General features: G+C 63.9%; 13 protein-coding genes and 1 tRNA gene. 6 read left to right on the top strand and 8 right to left on the bottom strand.

Features of this window, described 5'->3' with window-relative positions:
• Positions 1-39: 39 nt before the first annotated feature.
• From ACQR1Y_RS20975 to ACQR1Y_RS20965, 3 genes are all read right to left on the bottom strand, one after another.
• Positions 40-2844, bottom strand: a complete 2805-nt coding sequence (locus ACQR1Y_RS20975) for a di-heme-cytochrome C peroxidase (RefSeq protein WP_434879371.1) — start codon at positions 2842-2844, stop codon at positions 40-42.
• A 176-nt stretch (positions 2845-3020) separates the two neighbouring features.
• Positions 3021-4814 (bottom strand): adenylate/guanylate cyclase domain-containing protein, encoded by a 1794-nt coding sequence (locus ACQR1Y_RS20970; protein WP_434879370.1) that lies wholly within the window; start codon positions 4812-4814, stop codon positions 3021-3023.
• A 114-nt stretch (positions 4815-4928) separates the two neighbouring features.
• Positions 4929-6668 carry an adenylate/guanylate cyclase domain-containing protein gene (locus tag ACQR1Y_RS20965; protein WP_434861565.1) on the bottom strand — a complete coding sequence of 580 codons (1740 nt, stop codon included), beginning with the start codon at positions 6666-6668 and terminating at the stop codon, positions 4929-4931.
• Between the two features lie 175 nt (positions 6669-6843).
• Between ACQR1Y_RS20965 and ACQR1Y_RS20960 the strand changes: the two genes are divergently transcribed.
• Complete coding sequence (locus ACQR1Y_RS20960; protein ID WP_434879369.1) at positions 6844-7488, top strand: LysE family translocator; 645 nt, start codon at positions 6844-6846, stop codon at positions 7486-7488.
• Here ACQR1Y_RS20960 and ACQR1Y_RS20955 read toward each other — a convergent pair whose 3' ends face one another.
• Complete coding sequence (locus tag ACQR1Y_RS20955; RefSeq protein WP_434879368.1) at positions 7489-8241, bottom strand: sulfite exporter TauE/SafE family protein; 753 nt, start codon at positions 8239-8241, stop codon at positions 7489-7491.
• Between the two features lie 86 nt (positions 8242-8327).
• Here ACQR1Y_RS20955 and ACQR1Y_RS20950 point away from each other — a divergent pair, with 86 nt between their 5' ends.
• Positions 8328-9218: a LysR substrate-binding domain-containing protein gene (locus ACQR1Y_RS20950; RefSeq protein ID WP_434879367.1), complete on the top strand. Its 891-nt coding sequence runs from the start codon at positions 8328-8330 to the stop codon at positions 9216-9218.
• 6 nt (positions 9219-9224) lie between these two features.
• Here ACQR1Y_RS20950 and ACQR1Y_RS20945 read toward each other — a convergent pair whose 3' ends face one another.
• The 3 genes from ACQR1Y_RS20945 to ACQR1Y_RS20935 all read right to left on the bottom strand — a co-directional run bounded on the left by ACQR1Y_RS20945 (position 9225) and on the right by ACQR1Y_RS20935 (position 13499).
• Positions 9225-11195 carry a methyl-accepting chemotaxis protein gene (locus ACQR1Y_RS20945; protein ID WP_434879366.1) on the bottom strand — a complete coding sequence of 657 codons (1971 nt, stop codon included), beginning with the start codon at positions 11193-11195 and terminating at the stop codon, positions 9225-9227.
• Between the two features lie 141 nt (positions 11196-11336).
• A complete protein-coding gene (gene hisN / locus ACQR1Y_RS20940) occupies positions 11337-12122 on the bottom strand; it encodes a histidinol-phosphatase (RefSeq protein WP_434879365.1) in 786 nt (261 codons plus the stop codon).
• 492 nt (positions 12123-12614) lie between these two features.
• Positions 12615-13499 carry an N-formylglutamate amidohydrolase gene (locus tag ACQR1Y_RS20935; RefSeq protein WP_434861559.1) on the bottom strand — a complete coding sequence of 295 codons (885 nt, stop codon included), beginning with the start codon at positions 13497-13499 and terminating at the stop codon, positions 12615-12617.
• Positions 13500-13842: 343 nt separating this feature from the next.
• Here ACQR1Y_RS20935 and cpdR point away from each other — a divergent pair, with 343 nt between their 5' ends.
• The 3 genes from cpdR (at position 13843) to ACQR1Y_RS20920 (ending at position 15841) form a co-directional block, all read left to right on the top strand.
• The gene (cpdR, locus tag ACQR1Y_RS20930; RefSeq protein ID WP_006610087.1) at positions 13843-14202 is read left to right on the top strand and encodes a cell cycle two-component system response regulator CpdR; all 360 of its coding nucleotides are present in this window, start codon (positions 13843-13845) and stop codon (positions 14200-14202) included.
• Between the two features lie 119 nt (positions 14203-14321).
• Positions 14322-14396, top strand: a tRNA-Val gene (locus ACQR1Y_RS20925).
• 977 nt (positions 14397-15373) lie between these two features.
• Positions 15374-15841, top strand: a complete 468-nt coding sequence (locus tag ACQR1Y_RS20920) for a hypothetical protein (protein ID WP_434879364.1) — start codon at positions 15374-15376, stop codon at positions 15839-15841.
• A 504-nt stretch (positions 15842-16345) separates the two neighbouring features.
• Here the strand turns inward: ACQR1Y_RS20920 and ACQR1Y_RS20915 are convergent.
• Positions 16346-17578: a hypothetical protein gene (locus ACQR1Y_RS20915; RefSeq protein WP_434879363.1), complete on the bottom strand. Its 1233-nt coding sequence runs from the start codon at positions 17576-17578 to the stop codon at positions 16346-16348.
• A gap of 523 nt (positions 17579-18101) precedes the next feature.
• Between ACQR1Y_RS20915 and ACQR1Y_RS20910 the strand changes: the two genes are divergently transcribed.
• The gene (locus tag ACQR1Y_RS20910) at positions 18102-19190 is read left to right on the top strand and encodes a phosphatase PAP2 family protein (protein WP_434879362.1); all 1089 of its coding nucleotides are present in this window, start codon (positions 18102-18104) and stop codon (positions 19188-19190) included.
• Positions 19191-19284 lie beyond the last annotated feature (94 nt).

Raw genomic sequence — 19284 nt, 5'->3', positions numbered from 1 at the left:
GCGCGCCTCGCCATGAGCAAGGCGCGCCGCCTGATGTCCTCACAAGGTCTTCAGGTACTCGATCAGGTCCCAGCGCTCCTCTTCCGAGAACGCGCCGCCGATGATGCCGTTCGGATAGTCCTTGTTGGGCTTGGCCGGACCCTCGAACGAGTGCCCCAGCGTGCTGTTGCCCTTGATCGGCTTGCCATCGGAATCCTTGGTGGCGAACAGCGACTGTCCGACCTTGCACGAGGTTTCGCCGCCCTTCGGCACGTCGAAGCCGACATGCTTCGGATCATAGTCGCGAGCGCCCTGGCAGAACGAGGTCGGCCGCTCCGCCGCCGGCGTCAGCATCCAGTACAGCGACGGCACCGAGCCGTTGTGCAGATAGGGCGCAGTCGACCAGACGCCGTTGAGCGGGCGGGCGCGATAGCTCTTGCCGGCCGGATTCGGGCAGTTCTTGCGGTCGCCCCAAAGCGCCGCCTGCTCGGCCGGAGAGAGCTTGCGGTCCTCCATCCATTTGTCGCTCGCCTTCTGCACCACGGCCATCAGTGCGAGCGCATAGGGCATCTCGGTGGTCGAGCCCTGCGGCAGGTTGCAGCCCTTGAGGTCCTTGGCCGGGTCGACATTGAGGAAGCCGGGCACCTTGACCTGGCGATTGGCGAGGATGCTCGCCTGGCCGGGGTCGGTCTGCATCGCATCGACCGACTTCTGCACCAGATCGAGGATCGGTCCCCTGGCGTTCCAGCCCTTGCTCTCCCAGTCCTCGGCCGGCTTGATCTTCCAGAAGCTCTTGTCCGGATAGGTCTTGTCGAACACGGGGTCTGCGACCGGGCCGAGATGGCACTCGACGCAGATGTTGGCGTAGAGCTTCCGGCCGCGCTCGACGCGCGCCGGGTCGATCTTCCAGGCGTCGTCGCCGCCGAACAGCTTCTCCGGCCATTTCGGCGAGGTGAGGCCGCCGAAAGCGGGCGTCGTCGTCGCGAACGGGTCGGGGCCGCGCAGCATGTCCTCGATATGCAGCAGGTTCTCGATCGCCATCGTCGAGCGCCACAGCCTGTTGCTCGCCGTCTCCGGCGAGAAATTGATCTGCGCGGACACGCCGAGCGCCTCGCCGGCATTGCGGATCAGCGGCTGCGCGATCGAGCCGTCATATTGCGCCCAGGAGAACCAGGGGACGGTCCAGATCGGCGGATAGGACACCGGCGCGTCGATGGCCTCCTGGTTGCCGAGCATGTTCGGCAGGCCGCTCACCGCCATGTCGAGATAGAAAACCTGGTTGCCGATGCGGTTGAGCGCATCGAGCCGGCCGAAGCCTTCCTCGGTCTCGGTCTGCCCCTTGGCCGCGATCGTCTTCGCGTAGTTGTTGGCCTGCATGTTGAGCGCGAAGTCGGTCGCCGCCTTCAGCCCCTTCTTGAGGGCGTCGCGATCGGCGTCCGAGGCGTTCGGCCCGAGCACGCGATCGGCGAAGCGCGAGAAGCGGCCGGGCACGTATTGCGTGAAGATCATCGCAAAGCCCATGGCCTCTTCGAGCTTGCGCAGGTCGACCATCCCCGGACCGCCGTCGAAGCGCACGCTGACGCCCTTGTAGTGGATGCTGCCGGAGTGGCAGGCGGCGCAGGTCAGTCCGATCTTGTCGGACTGCGGCGCGCCGGTGGCCGGATCGGTGGAGCCGGAGAGTCGCGCGAAGCCGACCGGGAGGCCGCCTTCATTGCCTGCCGGCGTGGGCTTCAGGCCGGCCGGCAGCGCCGGCGCGGTCTCGGTCTTGGCGGAGCTCGCGGCATAGCCAAAGGGGCGCAGCGCGCTCGGATCGCCATCGACGCTCTTCGGGCTCGGCATGAAGCCGAAGCGTTCGAGATAGGCGCTGTCGGAGATCAGGCCGGGTTTGCCGAACGGCGTCAGGTAGGGCTGCTCCATCGCCATGAACCAGGCGTAGGGGATCGGGAAGGTCGCCGTGCCCTGGGTGACATGGTGAAACCAGTGCCGGTCCTGCGTGCTCCAGCCCTGGTCGAGCCAATAAGCCGCCTTGGTCGGCTCGGTCTCGGGCAAAGCGGGCGGAATGAACGCCGCGGCGCTCTTGGGCAGGACCTTGACGAGCTTGTCGCTGACGGCATCCGGCGCGGCCACCCAGGCGATCAGAACGGCGGCGCCGGCCACGATCACCGTGCCGACCAGAGCCTTGCCGACGCGCCAGACGATGCTGGCGGGCTTGGGCTTCGCCATCAGCCGCGCAGTGATCCGCTGCGGCAGGCGGCGGTCGATGAACAAGGTGCTGACCTCGGCGACCGAGAGATAGCGGCTGTCACCCTCGCCCTTGCCGAGGATGTTCAGCAGCACCGGCCATTCGCCCTTCATCAGGATGGGATAGTACCAGTGCGCCTTGTCGCCATCGCGCTTCAGATTGGCGGCCATGAAGGCGTCGATCTGCTTGGCGTTCAGGCCGCGCTCGGTGCCGCCGGCAGGATCCGGATAATCGCTGCCGAAGCTCGCGAACCGCTCGATCTCCGCAGGCTGGACCTTGGCCTCGGCATCCAGGATGCGCGAGCCGCCGCCGTGCTTGTCGAGCGGTCCGTTGCGGAGCTGGTCGAGATCGGCCCCCGACCACAGGCTCTTCAACAGCCGCAGAGGCGACAGGCCATTGGCGATCAAGGCGACGCCGAAGGTCTCGATGCCGACGATCTGCTTCTTGAAGCCGGTCTCGCCGCTCGCCGCCTCGACCCTGTCGGCGATGGTCTTCAGGGGGACGCTATGGCCGTCGACGAAGCCCCCGGCGACGAGCGCGCGCAGGAAGGGACATGGATTGTCGGACGAGACCGGGATCTGCCCCGGCAGTGCGTCACGGACGCGGGCGCTGTCTTCTTGCATCGAAGAACATCCTCGAAAAGCACCTGAGTGATGAAAACGGACTTACACGAACAAAGCGGGCCGGCATCCGATGACGCCGAACAACGGGCGGCGCAGCCGCCACCATCTGAACGGTACAATGCAATAGTGAATGATGGCGTAACCCGCCGCGCTGTCAACCTCAAGTCGCGATCGCGCTACTCGCCTGCGAATTTGGCCTTGGTGTCGACCAGAGTGAGCTTGGTCAGCGGGATGCCGGCTTTGGCGAGGCCATCGCGATAATGGGTGAGGTCGGCCGGGTTGCGCCATCGGATGTTGCTCAGCAGGCGCTCGATCGTCATCCAGGGATGCTGGCTGAGGAGGCTGCCGACCGCTTCACCCGCCTCGACGGATCGTCCGAGCTGCGCCAGCGCCGCGGCGCGGATGGCGAGGCACTGCAGATGGTTGGGGTTCTGATAGTGCGACTCGCGCGCCCACGACAGCGACGCGTCATATTGACCGAGCAGATAATGGCTGAACGCACTCAGCACCGACCACTGATAGCGTGGGTCGCTGTTGCCGCGCTGCGCCGCGACCGAGAACAGCTCGATTGCCTGACGGTGCTCGCCGGCGACGAGATGGCAGACGCCGAGCACGCCGCGGGCCCCCATGTCATAGGGATTGAGCTGCAGCGATTTGCGGGCGGCCTCCATGCCGGCCTCGACCCGCCCCTGCATCGCGTGGACATAGGCCAGCAGCGAGTAGGAGAAGGACGAGCGCGAGTCGAGGCGCACGCCGGCCTCGGCGAGCGCCATCGCCTCGTCCCACAGCGCGCGCGTGTTCCTGATCCAGCCGAAATGGATGCCCTGCAGCAGGATGGTGCCGAGATAGGTGTGGGCGATGGCGAGGCCCGGGTCGATCTTGATCGCCTCGCGAAACAGCGCGATCGAGCTTTCGTAGTCGGCCTTGGTCGGCTGATAGTAGTGCGACAGGCCGCGCAGGAAGCGGTCCCACGCCGTCAGGTCGGTGGTCTTGGACCGCACCGGCACAGCGGCCTCGGCGCGGTAGATCTCGGGAATCAGCGCCGTGCAGAGGTTTGCGGTGATGTCGTCCTGGACGGCGAAGAGATCACCGATGTCGCGGTCGTAGCGGCCGGCCCACAGCTGCTCGCCGTTCTCAGGCGCGACCAGCTCCGCCGTCACCCTGATCTTGTTGCCGGCGCGCCGCACCGAGCCCTGGATCAGGTAGGTCGCATCGATTTCGCGCGCGATCAGGCGCGCGCTCATGCCGGCGTGCTTGAAGGCGAAGGTCGAGTTGCGGCTGAGCACGCGGAAGAACGACTGCAGCGACAGCGCGTGAATCAGGTCCTCGGCCAGACCGTCGGAGAAATACTCGTCGGTCTCGCCGCTGAGATTGGCGAAGGGCAGCACGCCGACGATCGCGGTTCGGTATTGCGCGGGCAGCGTCGCAGCGGCCCGGGGCTCGCGGGCGGTCTCGGGCGCGGCCGGGTCCCAGGTCCAGACGTTGATCGTCTCTTCGATGTTCTTGAACCGGAACGGACCGCGGTCGACGAAGGTCACCGTCAGGTGCTTGCTGGCTTCCTGGTAAGCCTTGTTGGAGACGGCGATCCCGCCGGGAGGCGCTGCGGCTTCAAGTCGCACCGCGGTGTTGACGCCGTCGCCGAACACCTCGTCCTCATCGAAGATGACGTCGCCCATGTTCAGGCCGAGGCGGAATTGCATGACGCGATCAGCCGGGAGATGCGCATTGCGCTCGGCCATCAGCTTCTGCACCTCGACCGACGCGGCAATGGCGCCGACGACGCTCGGAAACTCCAGGAGAAACCCGTCTCCCGTGTACTTCACGATCCGGCCGCCGTGATTGAGGATGATCGGGTGGATAGCGCCACGATGCGCCTTGAACGCGGCATGGGTTCCCGCCTCGTCGGCGCCCATCATCCGCGAGTAACCGACCACATCGGCACAGACAATCGCGGCCAGCCGTCTCTCCATTCCGTCCTTGCTCCTACACAGGGCGATACCACGGCAACAGCGGTCGAATCCAATCATTTTGCGGAAGCAATGTGTAGGCCATGTGGCGGCTCGGCGCTATGCCGCGGGCCCGGCTCAGCTCAGCCCCGCCTTGATCAGCCCGTCGCGGTAGTGCTCGATGTCGGCACGGTGCTTCCAGCGGATGTTCTTCAGGTGACGGTCCAGCGTCAGCCAGGGATATTGCTCGCGCAGCGCCTCGATTGCGGCGCGCGCCTGCTCGGTGTCGCCAAGCTGCGCCAGCGCTGCGAGCCGGATCGTCAGCGCCTGGAGGTGATTGGGATACAGGAACAACTCCTCGCGCGCCCAGGACAGCGCGGCCTCATAGCGGCCGAGGAGATAGTGGCTGTAGGCGTTGAGCGCCGGCCATTGATAACGTGGATCGCTGTTGCCGCGCTGGGCGGCGATCGAGAACTGATCGATCGCCTGCTGGTGCTCGCCATTGACCATGTGGCACAGCCCAAGCACCCCGCGCGCGCCCATGTCATAGGCATTGAGCTCGGTAGCCTTGCGGGCGGCCTTCATGCCGTCGTCATGGGCCCCCTGCATGGCCTGTACGAAAGCGAGGATCGCATAGGCGAAGGAGGAGCGTGGATCGAGCCGAACGCTGTCCAACGCCAGGGTTTTCGCTTCGTCCCAGAGCGACCGAGAGCCCTTGATCCAGCCGAAGTTGATGCCTTGCATCAGAATGGTCGCGAGATAGGCGTGCGCGAGACCGAGGGTCGGATCGAGCGCGATGGCTTGCCGGAACAGCGAGATGGAGATTTCGTAGTCTGCCTTGGTCGGGCGGTAGTAGTGCGACAGCCCGCGCAGGAAGCGATCCCAGGCGGTCGGATCGGCTCCAGGCGAGCGCACGGGGATCGAGGCCTCGACGCGATAGATCTCCGGCATCAGAGCAGCGCAGAGGCTGGTCGTAATCTCGTCCTGCATGGCGAAGAGATCGCCGAGGTCGCGGTCGTAGCGTCCAGTCCACAATTGGGCTCCGGTCTCGGGCGCGATCAGCTCTGCCGTGACTCGGATCTTGTCATGCGAGCGCCGTACCGTCCCCTGGATCAGATAGGTCGCGTCGATTTCGCGCGCGATCAGGCGGGGGCTGAGGGTGCGGTCACGGAAGCGGAACGTCGAGGTGCGGCTCAGGACGCGAAAGAACGACTGCAGCGACAAGGCGTGGATCAGATCGTCCGCGAGCCCGTCTGCGAGGTATTCATCGGAGCTGTCGGCAAGATTGACGAAGGGCAGCACGCCGACGATCGCCGTACGATATTGGGGCGGCAGGCGCTGTGTCCGGTCATGGGATGCCGTTTCACTGCCAGGCTCCCAGATCCAGGCCTGGACCGGCTCAGGCTGGTTCCGGAACTGGAAGCTTCCGGCGCTGCTCAGCCGGATCGGCAGCTGCGCGCTCGCTTCCTCATAGGCCTTGGCCGAAACGGCGACACCGCCCGGCGTCGCAATCGATTCCAGGTTAACAGCAACATTGATGCCGTCGCCGAACGCCTGGCCCTCGTCGATCGTGAATTCACCCTTATGGATCCCAAGCCGAAAGCGCATGCTGCGCTCGGCGGGAAGATCCGCGTTCCGCTCCGCCATCAGGCACTGCATCTCGATCCCGAACTGGATCGCGCTGGCGGCGCTGGCGAACTCCAGGAGGAAGCCGTCACCGGTGTGTTTGACGATGCGGCCGGCGTGATTGAGAATGATCGGATGAATGGCGCCGCGATGCGCCTTGAAGGCGGCATGCGTGCCGGCCTCGTCGATGCCCATCATCCGCGAATAGCCGGCGACGTCGGCGCAAAGGATGGCGGCAAGGCGTCGTTCCATCACATCGTGCTCCCACCTCGCGCATACCATGGCCGAGGCGGCCGAATCCAACCCTTTTGCGGAACCACTCACGAGACCTTGCCGGCGGAGGAAGCCACTTGCGGCCCGCCGTTTCCGACGGCAATAGGCGGGCATCCTCGATCATTAGACCTATCTGGTTAGGAAACGTTCAATCATGCTCGGCATTCACGACCTGTTGCTGTTTCTGGTGTCGGGCCTGTTGCTCAACATGACGCCAGGTCCGGACACGGCCTACATCATTGGCCGCAGCGCGCAGATGGGCTGGCGCGGGGGCGCCGCGGCCGCCTTCGGCATCAGCGCAGGCTGTCTCGTCCACGTCGTTGCAAGCGCGGTCGGATTGTCGGCGCTGCTCACCGCGTCGGCCACGGCGTTTGCCGCGGTCAAATGGGCCGGTGCCGCCTATCTGGTCTATCTGGGTCTCACGCAGCTCCTGGCGCGGCGGCCCGCAGACGCGCAGGCCGGGAGGGAGATGACAACGGCGCCCGCGGCGACGCTGCGCCAAGTGTTCTGGCAGGGCGCTCTCACCAACGTTCTCAATCCGAAGGTGGCAATGTTCTTCCTCGCCTTCCTGCCGCAGTTCGTCGCGGCTGATGCGCCGCAAAAGCCGATCGCCTTCCTGCTGCTCGGCACGATCTTCATCGTCAACGGCACGATCTGGTGCCTTGGCGTGGCCGTGGTGGCGGCGCGGGCCGCGCGCCGCGTGCGCGGCTCTTCCGCGGCCCTGTCCTGGCTCAACCGCGCGATCGGCGGGCTGTTCGTCTATCTCGGCGTGAGGATCGCGATGCTGGAGGCGCGCTGACTACCAGGAAAGTTCGATCACGGCGCTGCCCGCCAGATAGAGTCCCAGGGCGATCATGGCGATCAGGAACACGCGGCGGAAGGCCTCGGCCGGCAACCGCGACCGCGCAGCTTGGCCGGCGAACATGCCGGCGAAGGCGCACACCATCGCCACTGCGCCGGGCAGGGCGGTCGCCGGGCTGAGCAGGCCGGAGCTCGTCAGGTTGAAGGCGAGGGTGACGGTGGCGACCGTGAAGAATACCCCGAGCGCCTGGACGAGTTCGTCCTTCTCCAGGCCGATCGCCTGCATATAGGGCACTGACGGGACCACCTGCACGCCGGTCGCGGCCGAGATGAGCCCGGTGACGAGGCCGACGATGCCGCCGACCCATTTCTCGTGGCGTGGCGCGACCTTGAAGGCGAATTTGGTGAGGCCCAGCACGGCGTAGAGCACCAGGAGAACGCCGAGCGCAACATTGCCCCAGCGCGTCGAGGCATGGCTGAGCGCGCCGGCATTGAGGCAGATGCCGATCGCCGTCCCCGCCATCAGCGGCCAGAGGCGCCGGGCGATGTCGCGCAGATAGGGGCCGGCAAAGGTCTGCCAGATATTGGTGATGACGGCGGGGACAATCACGATCGCAAGCGCCCGCCCGGGCGGCATGGCGACCGCGAGCAGGCCGACCGAGATGGTCGGCAGCCCCAGGCCGAGGGCGCCCTTGACGAAACCGGCCAAGGTGAGCGCGACAGCGATGAAGATGAGGATGGAATCGATCATGGCCCTCACATTTGACCAGAGCGCGCGGCGCGCACAATGTGGAGGTTACGGAGACAGCCTTCGTCCTGAGCTGAGGCAGAGAAAGCATGCGTTTCGATCTGGTCGATCTGAGGCTCTTCATTGCCGTCGCCGAAGCCCGCAGCATCACCGGCGGGGCCGACCGTGCGCATCTGGCGCTGGCGTCCGCGAGCGCCAGGATCAAGGGTCTCGAGGACGCGTTCGGCGTGCAGTTGTTCAAGCGCGGCCGCCGCGGCGTCGAACTGACCGCGGCGGGCGAGAGCCTGCTTGATCATGCCCGCATCATCATCGCGCAGGTCGAGACCATGCAGGGCGAGCTCGCCGGGTTCGCGTCGGGCCTTCGCGCCAACGTCCAGCTGCTTGCCAACACCGTCGGCCTCGCCGAGCATCTGCCCAAGGCGCTGGCCGTCTTTCTGCGCGAGCATCCCGACATCAACGTCGACGTGGAGGAGCGCGAAAGCACTGACATCGCCGAGGCGATCGCGTCGGGCCGGGCCGATCTGGGCTTTGCGGCGGAGCACGCCTTGCCCGAGACGGTCGAGCGTTTCGCCTTCGGAGAGGACCGGCTGATCCTGGTCGCCGGCCGGCGCAGCACGTTTGCGGGTCGCCGGCAGATCGATTTCAGCGAGACGGCGGGGGAGGACTTCATCGGCCTGACCCAAGGCACCGCGCTCAACGCCCATATCGGCCGGCATGCGGCGCGGCTCGGCATCCGCCAGCATGTGCGGGCGCGGCTGCGCGACTTCGATGCGATCTGCCAGATGGTGGCTGCCGGGATCGGCATCGCCGTCGTGCCGGAGGCCGCGGCGCGGCGTTGCGCGCGCTCGCTGCCGATCAGCCTCGTGACGCTCCGCGACGCCTGGGCGAATCGCAGGCTCGTGATCTGCGCCCGGAGCTTCGAGGCGCTGCCGCGTCCCGCCAGGCTGCTCGTCGAGCATTTGCGCAAGGCGGCGGGATGAGACAGCTTACGCGGCGCGCACGGTCTCCAGGAAGCGGGTGACTTCGAGCTTGAGCCGATTGCTTTCTCCGGCCAGCGACTGCGCCGCCGACAGCACCTGCGCCGATGCCGAGCCGGTTTCGGTGGCGCCGTGCTCGACCTGGACGATGTTGTCGGACACGCGCTGCGTGCCCTGGGCGGTGTGCTGGATGTTGCGGGAGATGTTCTGGGTCGCAGCGCCCTGTTCCTCGATGGCGGCTGCGATGGCCGACGAGATATGTGAGAGCCGCTCGATCGTTCCGGATATCTCGCGGATCACGTCGACCGATTCCACGGTCGCGGACTGGATGCTCGCGATCTGCTGACCGATCTCGCCGGTGGCTTTCGCGGTCTGCTCGGCGAGCGCCTTGACCTCGGAGGCCACGACGGCAAAGCCGCGGCCCGCGTCGCCGGCGCGCGCCGCCTCGATGGTGGCATTGAGCGCCAGCAGGTTGGTCTGGCCGGCAATGGTGTTGATCAGCTCGACGACGTCGCCGATCCGCGTCGCCGCGCGTGACAGCTCGCCGACCCGATCATTGGTGCGTCGGGCCTGCCCGACCGCCTCGCCGGCGATGCGGGCGGATTCCTGCACCTGGCGGCCGATCTCGTTGACCGACGCCGACAACTCCTCGGTGGCCGAGGCCACGGACTGCACGCCCGCGGCGGCCTCTCCGGAGGCGGAGGCGACGGAGGTCGCCAGCGCCTGGCCGTGTTGCGCATTGCGCGTCAGGGTCTGCGCCGAGGCTTCGAGCTCGGTCGATGCCGACGAGACCGTCTCGATGATCTGGCCCACGGCCAGCTCGAACCCTTGCGCGAGCGCGGTCATGTCGGCCTTGCGCTGCTGCGCCTGGCGCTTTTCGATCTCGTCCTGCTCGGCGCGCAGCCGCTCGGCTTCGATGCGGTTGGTCTTGAAGACCTCGACCGCATCGGCCATCTCGCCGATTTCATCGTGACGGCCGACGCCGGGAATGACGATCGAGGTGTCGCCGCCGGCGAGCCGCGTCATGGCGCGCACCATGCTGCGGATGGCATTGGAGATGCCGCGGCCGATCAGGAAGGAGATGCAGGCGACCAGCAGCAGTGACGCCGCGAGCGTGAGCAGCATGCTGCTCCGGACGGTCTGGCCGGTGCTGGCCTCAGCGGCTTGCGCCGCCGCATATTGCTGGGCCACGGTCTTTGCGATCTCGGCGATCAAGGGCTCGATGTCGGCGAACGCTTTCGACATTGCCGCGGCGTGTCGCGCGGCCTCCTGGGAGCCGTCGGCCCAGGCCAGAAAGTCCTTCTGATACTTGTCGAGCTTCTGGACGATGTCCGCCTTGACGGAGGCCGCCAGCTCCGCTGCCGCCACGGCCTTGCCGAACTCGCCGGCAGTGGTCTTCAACTCGGCCACATATTTGGGATCGCGGCGCAGCATGAAGTCCTTCTCATGCCGGCGCAACATCAGCATGCCGCTGGTCAGCCGGGGATCGTTGACGTCCTTCAGCCTGGCTTCGATGTCGTGGACGGCCGCGCGCAGCGATCCGGACAGGCCCAGCGTCTCGTTGAGGCCGAGGCGGACTTCCGCTTTTTCGGCTTCGGTGAATTCCATGCTGTAGGTGGTGAATCCTGAAGCCACCGCGTCCGCCTTGCCCGCAATCATTGCTTCGCCATGGCCGCGGACCGTGCTGCGCAGATCGTCGAGCTCGCGCTTGATGGCCGCGCTGAGCTCGGCGTGGCGAGCCGCATATTTCTGGTCGCGCCGCAGCAGGAAATCCTTCTCGGCGCGGCGCGCCTCGAGCAGATCCGTCGCCAGCTTCTGGTTGAGATCGGCAATGCGACGGGCATTGTCTGCGACCTCGCGGGACGCTTCCTGGGACCGGCTCCCGAGGAAGTAGATGCCGCCGACGCTGGCAAGCGCTCCGGTTCCGATCAGGGCGATGGCCATGATCTTGTGGGTGAGGCGGAGCTTGGTGCCGAGCATGAATCGTCCCCGGGGTCAGTCGTGCGGCCGCGCCCGATGCGCGTCGGCCTGCATTTTCTGTAAACCTAGACAGCTCGCCTCAATGCCATGTTAACAATGCATCCTATTGTGAATTGTACGTATTTGTACGGAAACGCCCCTTCAGCCTGCAGCGAGTCGCTTCAGCGCCGCCTCGTGCACGCGCTTGTCGCCGGCCGCGATGATCCGCCCGCCGTTCTGGGCCGGGCCGCCCTCCCAATCGGTGACGATGCCGCCGGCACCGTTGATGATCGGGATCAGCGCCGCGATGTCGTAGGGCTTGAGCTCGGTCTCGATGACGAGATCGAGATGGCCGGCCGCGAGCATGCAATAGGAGTAGCAGTCGCCGCCATAGCGCGACAGCCGGGTCTCGGCCTCGACGCGGCTGAAGATGGCGCGGTCCGACTCGTTCATCAGCCGCGGGCTGGTCGTGTAGCACACGGCATCTTCGAGCCGCTCGCAGCGCCGGACCGACAGCCGGCGCTCGCCGGCTGAATTCCTGTAATTGGCCGATTCGTTGTCGCCGGCGAAGCGCTCGGCGATGAAGGGCTGGTGCATCATGCCGAACACCGGCGTGCCCTTGTGCAGCAGCGCGATCAGCGTGCCCCAGGTCGGAAAGCCCGCGATGAAGGACTTGGTGCCGTCGATCGGGTCGAGCACCCAGACATAGTCGGCGTCCTCGCGCTCATTGCCGAACTCCTCGCCGACGATGCCGTGCTGCGGGAAGTTGGCCTTGATCAGCCGCCGCATCACCGCCTCGGCGGCGCGGTCGGCTTCGGTCACGGGGTCGAAATCCTGCCGGTTGCTCTTGTTGTCGACCAGCAGCGAGGTCCGGAAGAACGGCAGGATGGTTTCGCCCGAGGCCGTCGCGAGGCGGCCGATGAAGGCAGAGAAGTCGATGACCGTCACGGCACGTCCTTCGAACAGGGAATCGGAAAGCGGATGATGCCGTCATGCCTATCGCAAAGCCGGGAGGTGCGCATCCGGATATGGAACAGCGACTTGGTATCTTGGATTCCGTCCGGTGACCGGCGGCTTCGCATCGGTGCGGGATTTCTGCCCTCGCCACCCAACCGAAACCAGAACCGAAAGGTACCCGATCCCGCCATTGATCAGACTTTTAGATCAAGCCATTGAACATTCATATGAAATAAGGATCGGGTCGCGCTCAATGCAACCCGGCCTGTGTTTTTTGCATGGGGTTTGGCCGAAAAACCCTTGCGCTTTGTGCAGCGCATCTGCATATTGTTGCGGTGCGGTAGCGCTTCGCGTTATCGCTGCCCTCCTTGGGCGTTTCCTCCCTAGACTTGGGCCGCTTGTCATTCAAGCGGCCCTTTTTTTGCGCCGGCGCCAGCGGCGATCGTCGTCATTGCGGGCGAAGATGAGACAGCTCGGTCCGATCTATTCGGCCGCGGCCTGGAACGGGCCGAGATCACCGAGCGGCACGGTGGCCAGCACTTCAGCCAGGACCGCGAGATCTGAGGCGACCTGGGCGAAGCGCGGGCCGCGCTCGCGCTTGCGCTCGTCCATGTAGATCGCGCGGTTGAGCTCGATCTGGATCGCGTGCAGGCCGGAGGCCGGATTGCCGTAATGCTCGGTGATGAAGCCGCCCGCATAGGGCTTGTTGCGGCCGACCGAATAGCCGAGCCGTCCAAGCACATCCTCGAACAGGTCCGGCAGCAGCGACGCGCAGCTCGTGCCGTAGCGATCGCCGATCACCATGTCCGGCCGCCGCGGCTCGTCGCGCGACACGCCGACCGACGGCATGGAATGGCAGTCGACCAGCACCACGGTGCCGAACTGCTGGTGCACGCGGTTGATCAGCCGCCGCAGCGCGCGGTGATACGGCTTGTACAACGTCTCGATCCGGTGCAGCGCCTCGTCGACATTGAGCCGGTCGCGATAGATCTCCTGGCCGTCGCCGACCACGCGCGGAATGGTGCCGAGGCCGCCGGCGACCCGCATCGAGCGGGTGTTGGCAAAGCTCGGCAGCCGGCCGGTGAACATCCGCGGATCGAGCTCGTAAGGCTCGCGGTTGACGTCGACATAGCAGCGCGGGAAATGCACGCGCACGACCGGAAAGCCGCGCGTCAAGAGATCGGCGATCAGCTCGTCCATGAACGAATCTTCGGAGCGTCGCAGCGACGGCAGGTCGATTCGCGAGGCCAGCAGGAACTCGTCGGGATAGACCGAGCCGGAGTGCGGCGAATTGAAGATGATGGGCGCGCGCCATTCGGCAGGCTCCATGATCTCGAACGGCGGCAATTCGCCATCAAAATCGGTCATCTCTGGGCGTCGTCCCCTCAGGTCACGTGCGTTGGTGTCACGTCTGTTGATGCGCCGGTATCTTCCGGCCGTCGTGCGTTGGACAACGCAGGCGCTTGCCTTCGCCAACTCGCATCTTCGATAATCCGAGCCGTTCTGCCAAGCGAAAAGCAATGAAAAAGATCATCCCCGGCTTGGAACAACTCTGAGCTGGCGCGCAGCTTTTGGGCGAAACGCGTGGCGTCGGCCCTCAAATTGCCTTGCCGATGTCGGATCAAAAGCTGCAATCTTTCACCCGAAATTTACCGCCCGTCAGGCTTAGTGGCGGCAACGCTCGCCTCTCACCGGTCCAGACTCCCAAGCCATGCACAAGATCCTGCTCGCAGAAGACGACAACGACATGCGCCGCTTCCTGGTCAAGGCATTGGAAAATGCCGGGTTCCAGGTTTCGCCCCACGACAACGGCATGTCGGCCTATCAGCGGCTGCGCGAGGAGCCGTTCGAGATGCTGCTCACCGACATCGTGATGCCGGAGATGGACGGCATCGAGCTGGCGCGCCGCGCCTCCGAGCTCGATCCGGACATCAAGATCATGTTCATCACCGGCTTCGCCGCGGTCGCGCTGAACTCCGATTCGGAGGCGCCCAAGAACGCCAAGGTGCTGTCCAAGCCGGTGCACCTCCGCGAGCTCGTCAGCGAAGTCAACAAGATGCTGGCGGCCTGAGCCGCCGGGACCGCGGCTCGCGAATTCGCGGATTATTCCCAATTTCGGCATTTTGCGTCCTTGCCTGCCTGCGCGGGAGCCGATATAGGGACGCCCACCCGAACGGACTTTATGGATTAGGGCACGTAGCTCAGCGGGAGAGCACTACCTTGACATGGTAGGGGTCACAGGTTCGATCCCTGTCGTGCCCACCATCGGCCGAAACGGCCGGTGGCCCAGCCTGGTCCAAATTTCCATCATTGAATATCCTCCGTTATGAGTGCGCAGTGTTCGGCGCGGCGCTCCGCGCCGGGACGCTCGCAAAGCGCAACGGCCAGGAGAAGCGCTAGAGCAGCCTCTTGTGCCGCCGCGTCGCTGACCGGGTCGGATTTGGCTCCAACCGGCCATCCATACCGATCGCCTCGGTCTCTCTCACCTTCTCCGTCATTGCGAGGAGCACTTGCGACGAAGCAATCCAGAGTCGCACGCGTGACTCTGGATTGCTTCGCTTCGCTCGCAATGACGGCGGCTGGCGTGTGATGACTGCGATGGCACATGGCTTCGCTGCCTCGCGGCGCGTTCTCGCGTCCGAGTCTTGCTGATCGATGTCCCTCTTCCCTCGGAAGAGGCACGGGGAATGCCGGGCGCTGGCCGCACCCATGGCCCGCCTGCAACAAAAAAAGCAGGCGGCAGTCACCACAGGTTCAGCCGAGACCACCCGGCATTCCCCGCGCGATGGTTTTGACGGCTGCTTCGCGATCTCCCCGGTGCGCCGGGCTTTCTGGCCACCGTTGCCCGTGCGGCGCGTGAGCGCCGCCACGGACGTGACACCAGCATCGGGGTGTCAGGACCACGCGACTTGACCGTGCGCATCAATGCCGTTCGTCCGCGCAGATGATCCACGCGCAGCACCAACACGCCCACCGCATCCCGCCTCGACGTTCGTGACGACCGCGAAGCGTCCCTCGTGTGAGACGGGACGACTCGGATAAAAGCATGATTTCTGGAAAAAAGAAAGAAGAATCTTTGGGCGGACGGCTGGACGTAGCTGGATCGGGGCGGGTCCATCCGTTTGCGCAAGGGTGGCAAGCTGATCAGTGGTCGGATCACTTGAAGTTCCCAAGCGCCGCATTTGCATTGTGTTGAGGGTGTCCCGCTATCGTCCGCCGCCACCGAGGACCGCGAGGACGCCATGGCCGGGAATGCCAGACCCCAATCGAACTGGGCCCAGATCATCTCGGCCGCCGTGTCGGTGGTCGGCTTCGCCTTGCTGGCGTTGCAGATCAATCAGCTGCGCACCAATGCGCGCGAGGCTGCGGCGCGCCAAGTGTACATGTCCTACAGCGAGGCGCAGCTGCGCCACCCCGAACTGACCGAGCCCGACCTCGCGGCGCTGCGCGCGGACAGCGTCAAATACGTCCTGTACAAGAATTTCGTGGCGCATCTGCTCTTCGCCTATGACGAGATCCTGACGGTCTACGATCACGAGGAATGGCGCAGGAGTTTTGCCCAGGAGGTCAAATATCACATGAACTATGTCTGCTTCGGCATGACGCCGGACGACGATGCGACCTATTTCCCCAAGATGCGCGCGCTCCTGAAGGAGCTGCGCCGCAAATGCCCGGCCTCTCCCGACGCGCCGAAGCCGGCCGCGAATTGATCGGAGCGTGCGGGCGACCGGTGCGGACAGAACTCTGGATGCCTCGTCAGCTCGCGCAGTGTGCTGCAGCTTGCCCCGGACATGACGGAACGCCGTCCCTGATCGCGGGCGGCAGAACACGTCGATCAACCACCTTCCTGGACCTGCCGCCGGAGCTGGGAAGGTCCGCTTCTAGCTGTCGACCGGAAGTAAGTCGTCCGGCGCTCGCATGACCGCTTTTGACCCACAGCGGATTTGGAACGGGCCAAGTGTATTCATCTGCCACGGTCGCAATCGTCGACCAAGCGCCTAAGATCATCGTCCGAGGGGCGCTCCACCATACGATCAAATCCCAGCGCAGAGCACTCTCTGCTGAATTGCCGATGCTCGAGCATTCGGGTGACGATAACGTAAGCAAAAAAATTGCCACCACCGGGATCACGAGCCAAGCCTCAGCATTGTAGCGCATGTCCTACCTGCGGGTTGCTCCGGCGAATATCAGCATCCATGCGAGCGCTAACAGTCTCACAACCCTCCAAAGATACTCACGAGGGCATAGCTTCGATCAAAAATGACGTATTCATCGCGACCGAAGGCATGGGAAAAATTGTTCCCGTGTCGCTCCAATTCCTCGTTGATCAGCTCGCCATTGATCCGATTTGCCAAGTTTTGTGGGGCGGTTAACGTGGACGGTATATCATCGATATTCCACACAATATCGCAGTAGGCGAAACCTTTGAGCTGCGGATCAAGGTTGGCTTCGGAATAACTCTTTCTCGCTTTTGCCCTGATCTCCGCCGGCAACTCGCCGCTATCATCAAGGCGGTTGAACGAGAGGTCGGACTTCGCTGGATAGAGAGTGCCGACTGCGCTGTCTTTGGATAAAAATTTCGGCAGCTCAAAATATGAGCTAAGTCGATGGCCCTCAAAGAGTACTCCCGGCCGACTTGGGTTCTGGTAAACAAATGTTGCAAAGCCAGCCGCCGCTCGAAACGCTGCCTCTGCATCTTGATTTCCATACCAATAGTTTGGCTTGCTCGAGGGCCAGTAGGGACGGATCGCCTCGCGCGCCACTTCAGGAAGCTTGACCCAAGAAAAGGCTCTACAAATAGAGCCCATAGCCCGATATCCCGGCTTCCAGTGCGGATGCTCCCATATGTTCTTTGCGTTTATGCCCAGGAGTTCGTAGGTGATGAAACTCTTCGGCGCCTCGGTGCGGCGCCATTCCTGCCATTCCTCGCGCGTCGCCCTGCTGATGGTGGCGCCGAAGAACTTTAGCTCAGAGATCGGACTCTCGTAAGCGTCCTCCGATGCATAGGCGAGCCCGATCCAGGGTTTGTCCGCATTCTCGTAAGTGACGACTAGCGGGAGCAGCGCTGCGGGCACCTTGCCGTTATCGGTGGTCTCTCCCCGGCATGCTTCTGGCGGGCGAATCACCACGCCGCGCCCGTCCGTCATTTTCAGGCCAAAGACCATCGGAGCAATACCGATCTCGACCGTCCGATCATTGTCCTTGTAGGTCGTGATCCTGACATTGCAGCCGACCACGATGTCGAAGTGGAGCGGCTCGCCCATGTAAGCGTAGCCGGCCTTGAACCGATAGTAGTAGCTACGATCCTGGCCGGGGGCGGCGACCTTGACAGGCTTCGTGAAGCTCAGGGCGCCAAGGAGGAGCCACGGCTGCGAGAACAACAGCGTTAGCCCCAAGCCGAGCAATACGACTACGATCGCGAAGATCGAACTGAATAAGGTCTTCATGTCCACTTATGCGCAGCGATTGCGGCCAGACTGCTGCAGTAGTGCAGCCTCATATCAGACATAGGTTGTGGATTCGATCAGCGAGGTTAGACCTTTATTGGTTAGGCTTTCACTAATTGTTAGCCAACGTTATGCGTGACGGCTAACGGTCGCTGATCGCCGGTTACAAGTCCGATGCTGGCCTGACGGTCTACGATCACAAGGAATGGCGCAGGAGTTTTGCCCAGGAGATCAAATATCACATGAACTATGTCTGCTTCGGCATGACGCAGGACGACGATGCGACCTATTTCCCCAAGATGCCCGCGCTGCTGAAGGAGTTGCGCCACAAATGCCCGGCCACAGGCTGATGAGTCCCTCGATCTCGTGCGTCACAATCCGAAGTGGCTGCCTTACGTCGAATTGATCGTTGCTCCTCATGCAACCAGTTAACGAACAATTAGGGCGTTATGCCTCAACTGGGGCTACGTAAAACAACAATCCTGCCGGGCTTCATGGCCCGGTCTCGTAGCGTTGAATGCCGATGTTGGACGTGACTGCTCATCAAAAACAGGCGTCGAGCAGCACTTGGCCCGTGGCGAGCGCAGTCAATGTTTCGAGTGTGATAAGTCGATGGCTGTTGTTCAGCGATTGCGGGGTGTCTGCGCAGCGCTATATGGCGACGGCTTGGACCTGTGTTCTGGCACTCGCTCTTATCGACGCAATATGGCTGCTTCATGCGAAGCTTACCTTTGCGCCCGCGAACTGGCTGGCCCTCGCCGGAGAGGTCCTGGTTTTCTCATTGACCGGCCTTCTCGTCGCTTTGGCGTTTAGTCGACTGCGAGGTGACAGCAGCCGAATTGCAAGCGTTCTTCGACGTGGTCTCGTAGCCATCGAACTCTTGCGTCGGACCGCATTCGTGATGAGCGCGCTGCTGACAACCGGCGTTACTCTTTCCTACCTCATTACGGCAGCTAACCTGCCGTTGATGGATTCGCTCCTGGCTCGCTTCGATCATGGCCTAGGGTTCGACTGGCAACATTTTTTGGAAATGACGAACTCCGAGCCACGCGTTTCGGGGCTGCTCGCCCGGGCATATCAAACGACCGGTTGGGTGACTGAACTCGCCATCGCTTGGGCCGGACTGTCCCGCAATGGCGAGCGCTTGGCGGAACTGCTTGCAGTACTTGGCTTGTGCACCGTCGGTCTTTGTGGATGCATGCTTCTGTTTCCAGCTGCAGGCGCCTTTGCCTATTTCGATCCTTCTGCTCAACTCTTCTCAACCTACGGCGCGCGCGACCAGATGTGGACGTTTGGTCACACGTACAACATGCTGCGGGATGGGGCGCTGTCGGTGATTGATCTGTCCTCACTCGATGGCATCGTCAGTTTTCCGTCGTTCCACACCATTCTCGGTCTAATAGGGATCTATGCGGTGCGGGATGTGCGTTGGCTGTTGGCTTTGATCTTGCCAGTAAATCTCACCATGATTATTGCGACAATGCCCGTTGGCGGCCATCATCTGGCGGACGTGTTGGCCGGAGTTGGGCTGGCTGTCGGCGCGATGATGTTTGTGCGTTCGCAAAAGGAGCGTTTTGCTCCCTCGGCCGCACTTTGCAATGCAGGCTCTTGATCGGCAGAAGGGCTCGGCCTCGTGCGCAGTGATGCGCGATGTCGGCTCATGCGAAGGGTTTCGGATGCCGGCCGCATGATTGACGGCGCGGCAC

The sequence above is a fragment of the Bradyrhizobium sp. HKCCYLRH3099 genome (genome assembly GCF_051167855.1).
Taxonomy (GTDB): Bacteria; Pseudomonadota; Alphaproteobacteria; order Rhizobiales; family Xanthobacteraceae; genus Bradyrhizobium.
The sequence above is the reverse complement of the archived record's forward strand: the minus strand, read 5'-3'. Positions and strand labels throughout refer to the sequence as shown.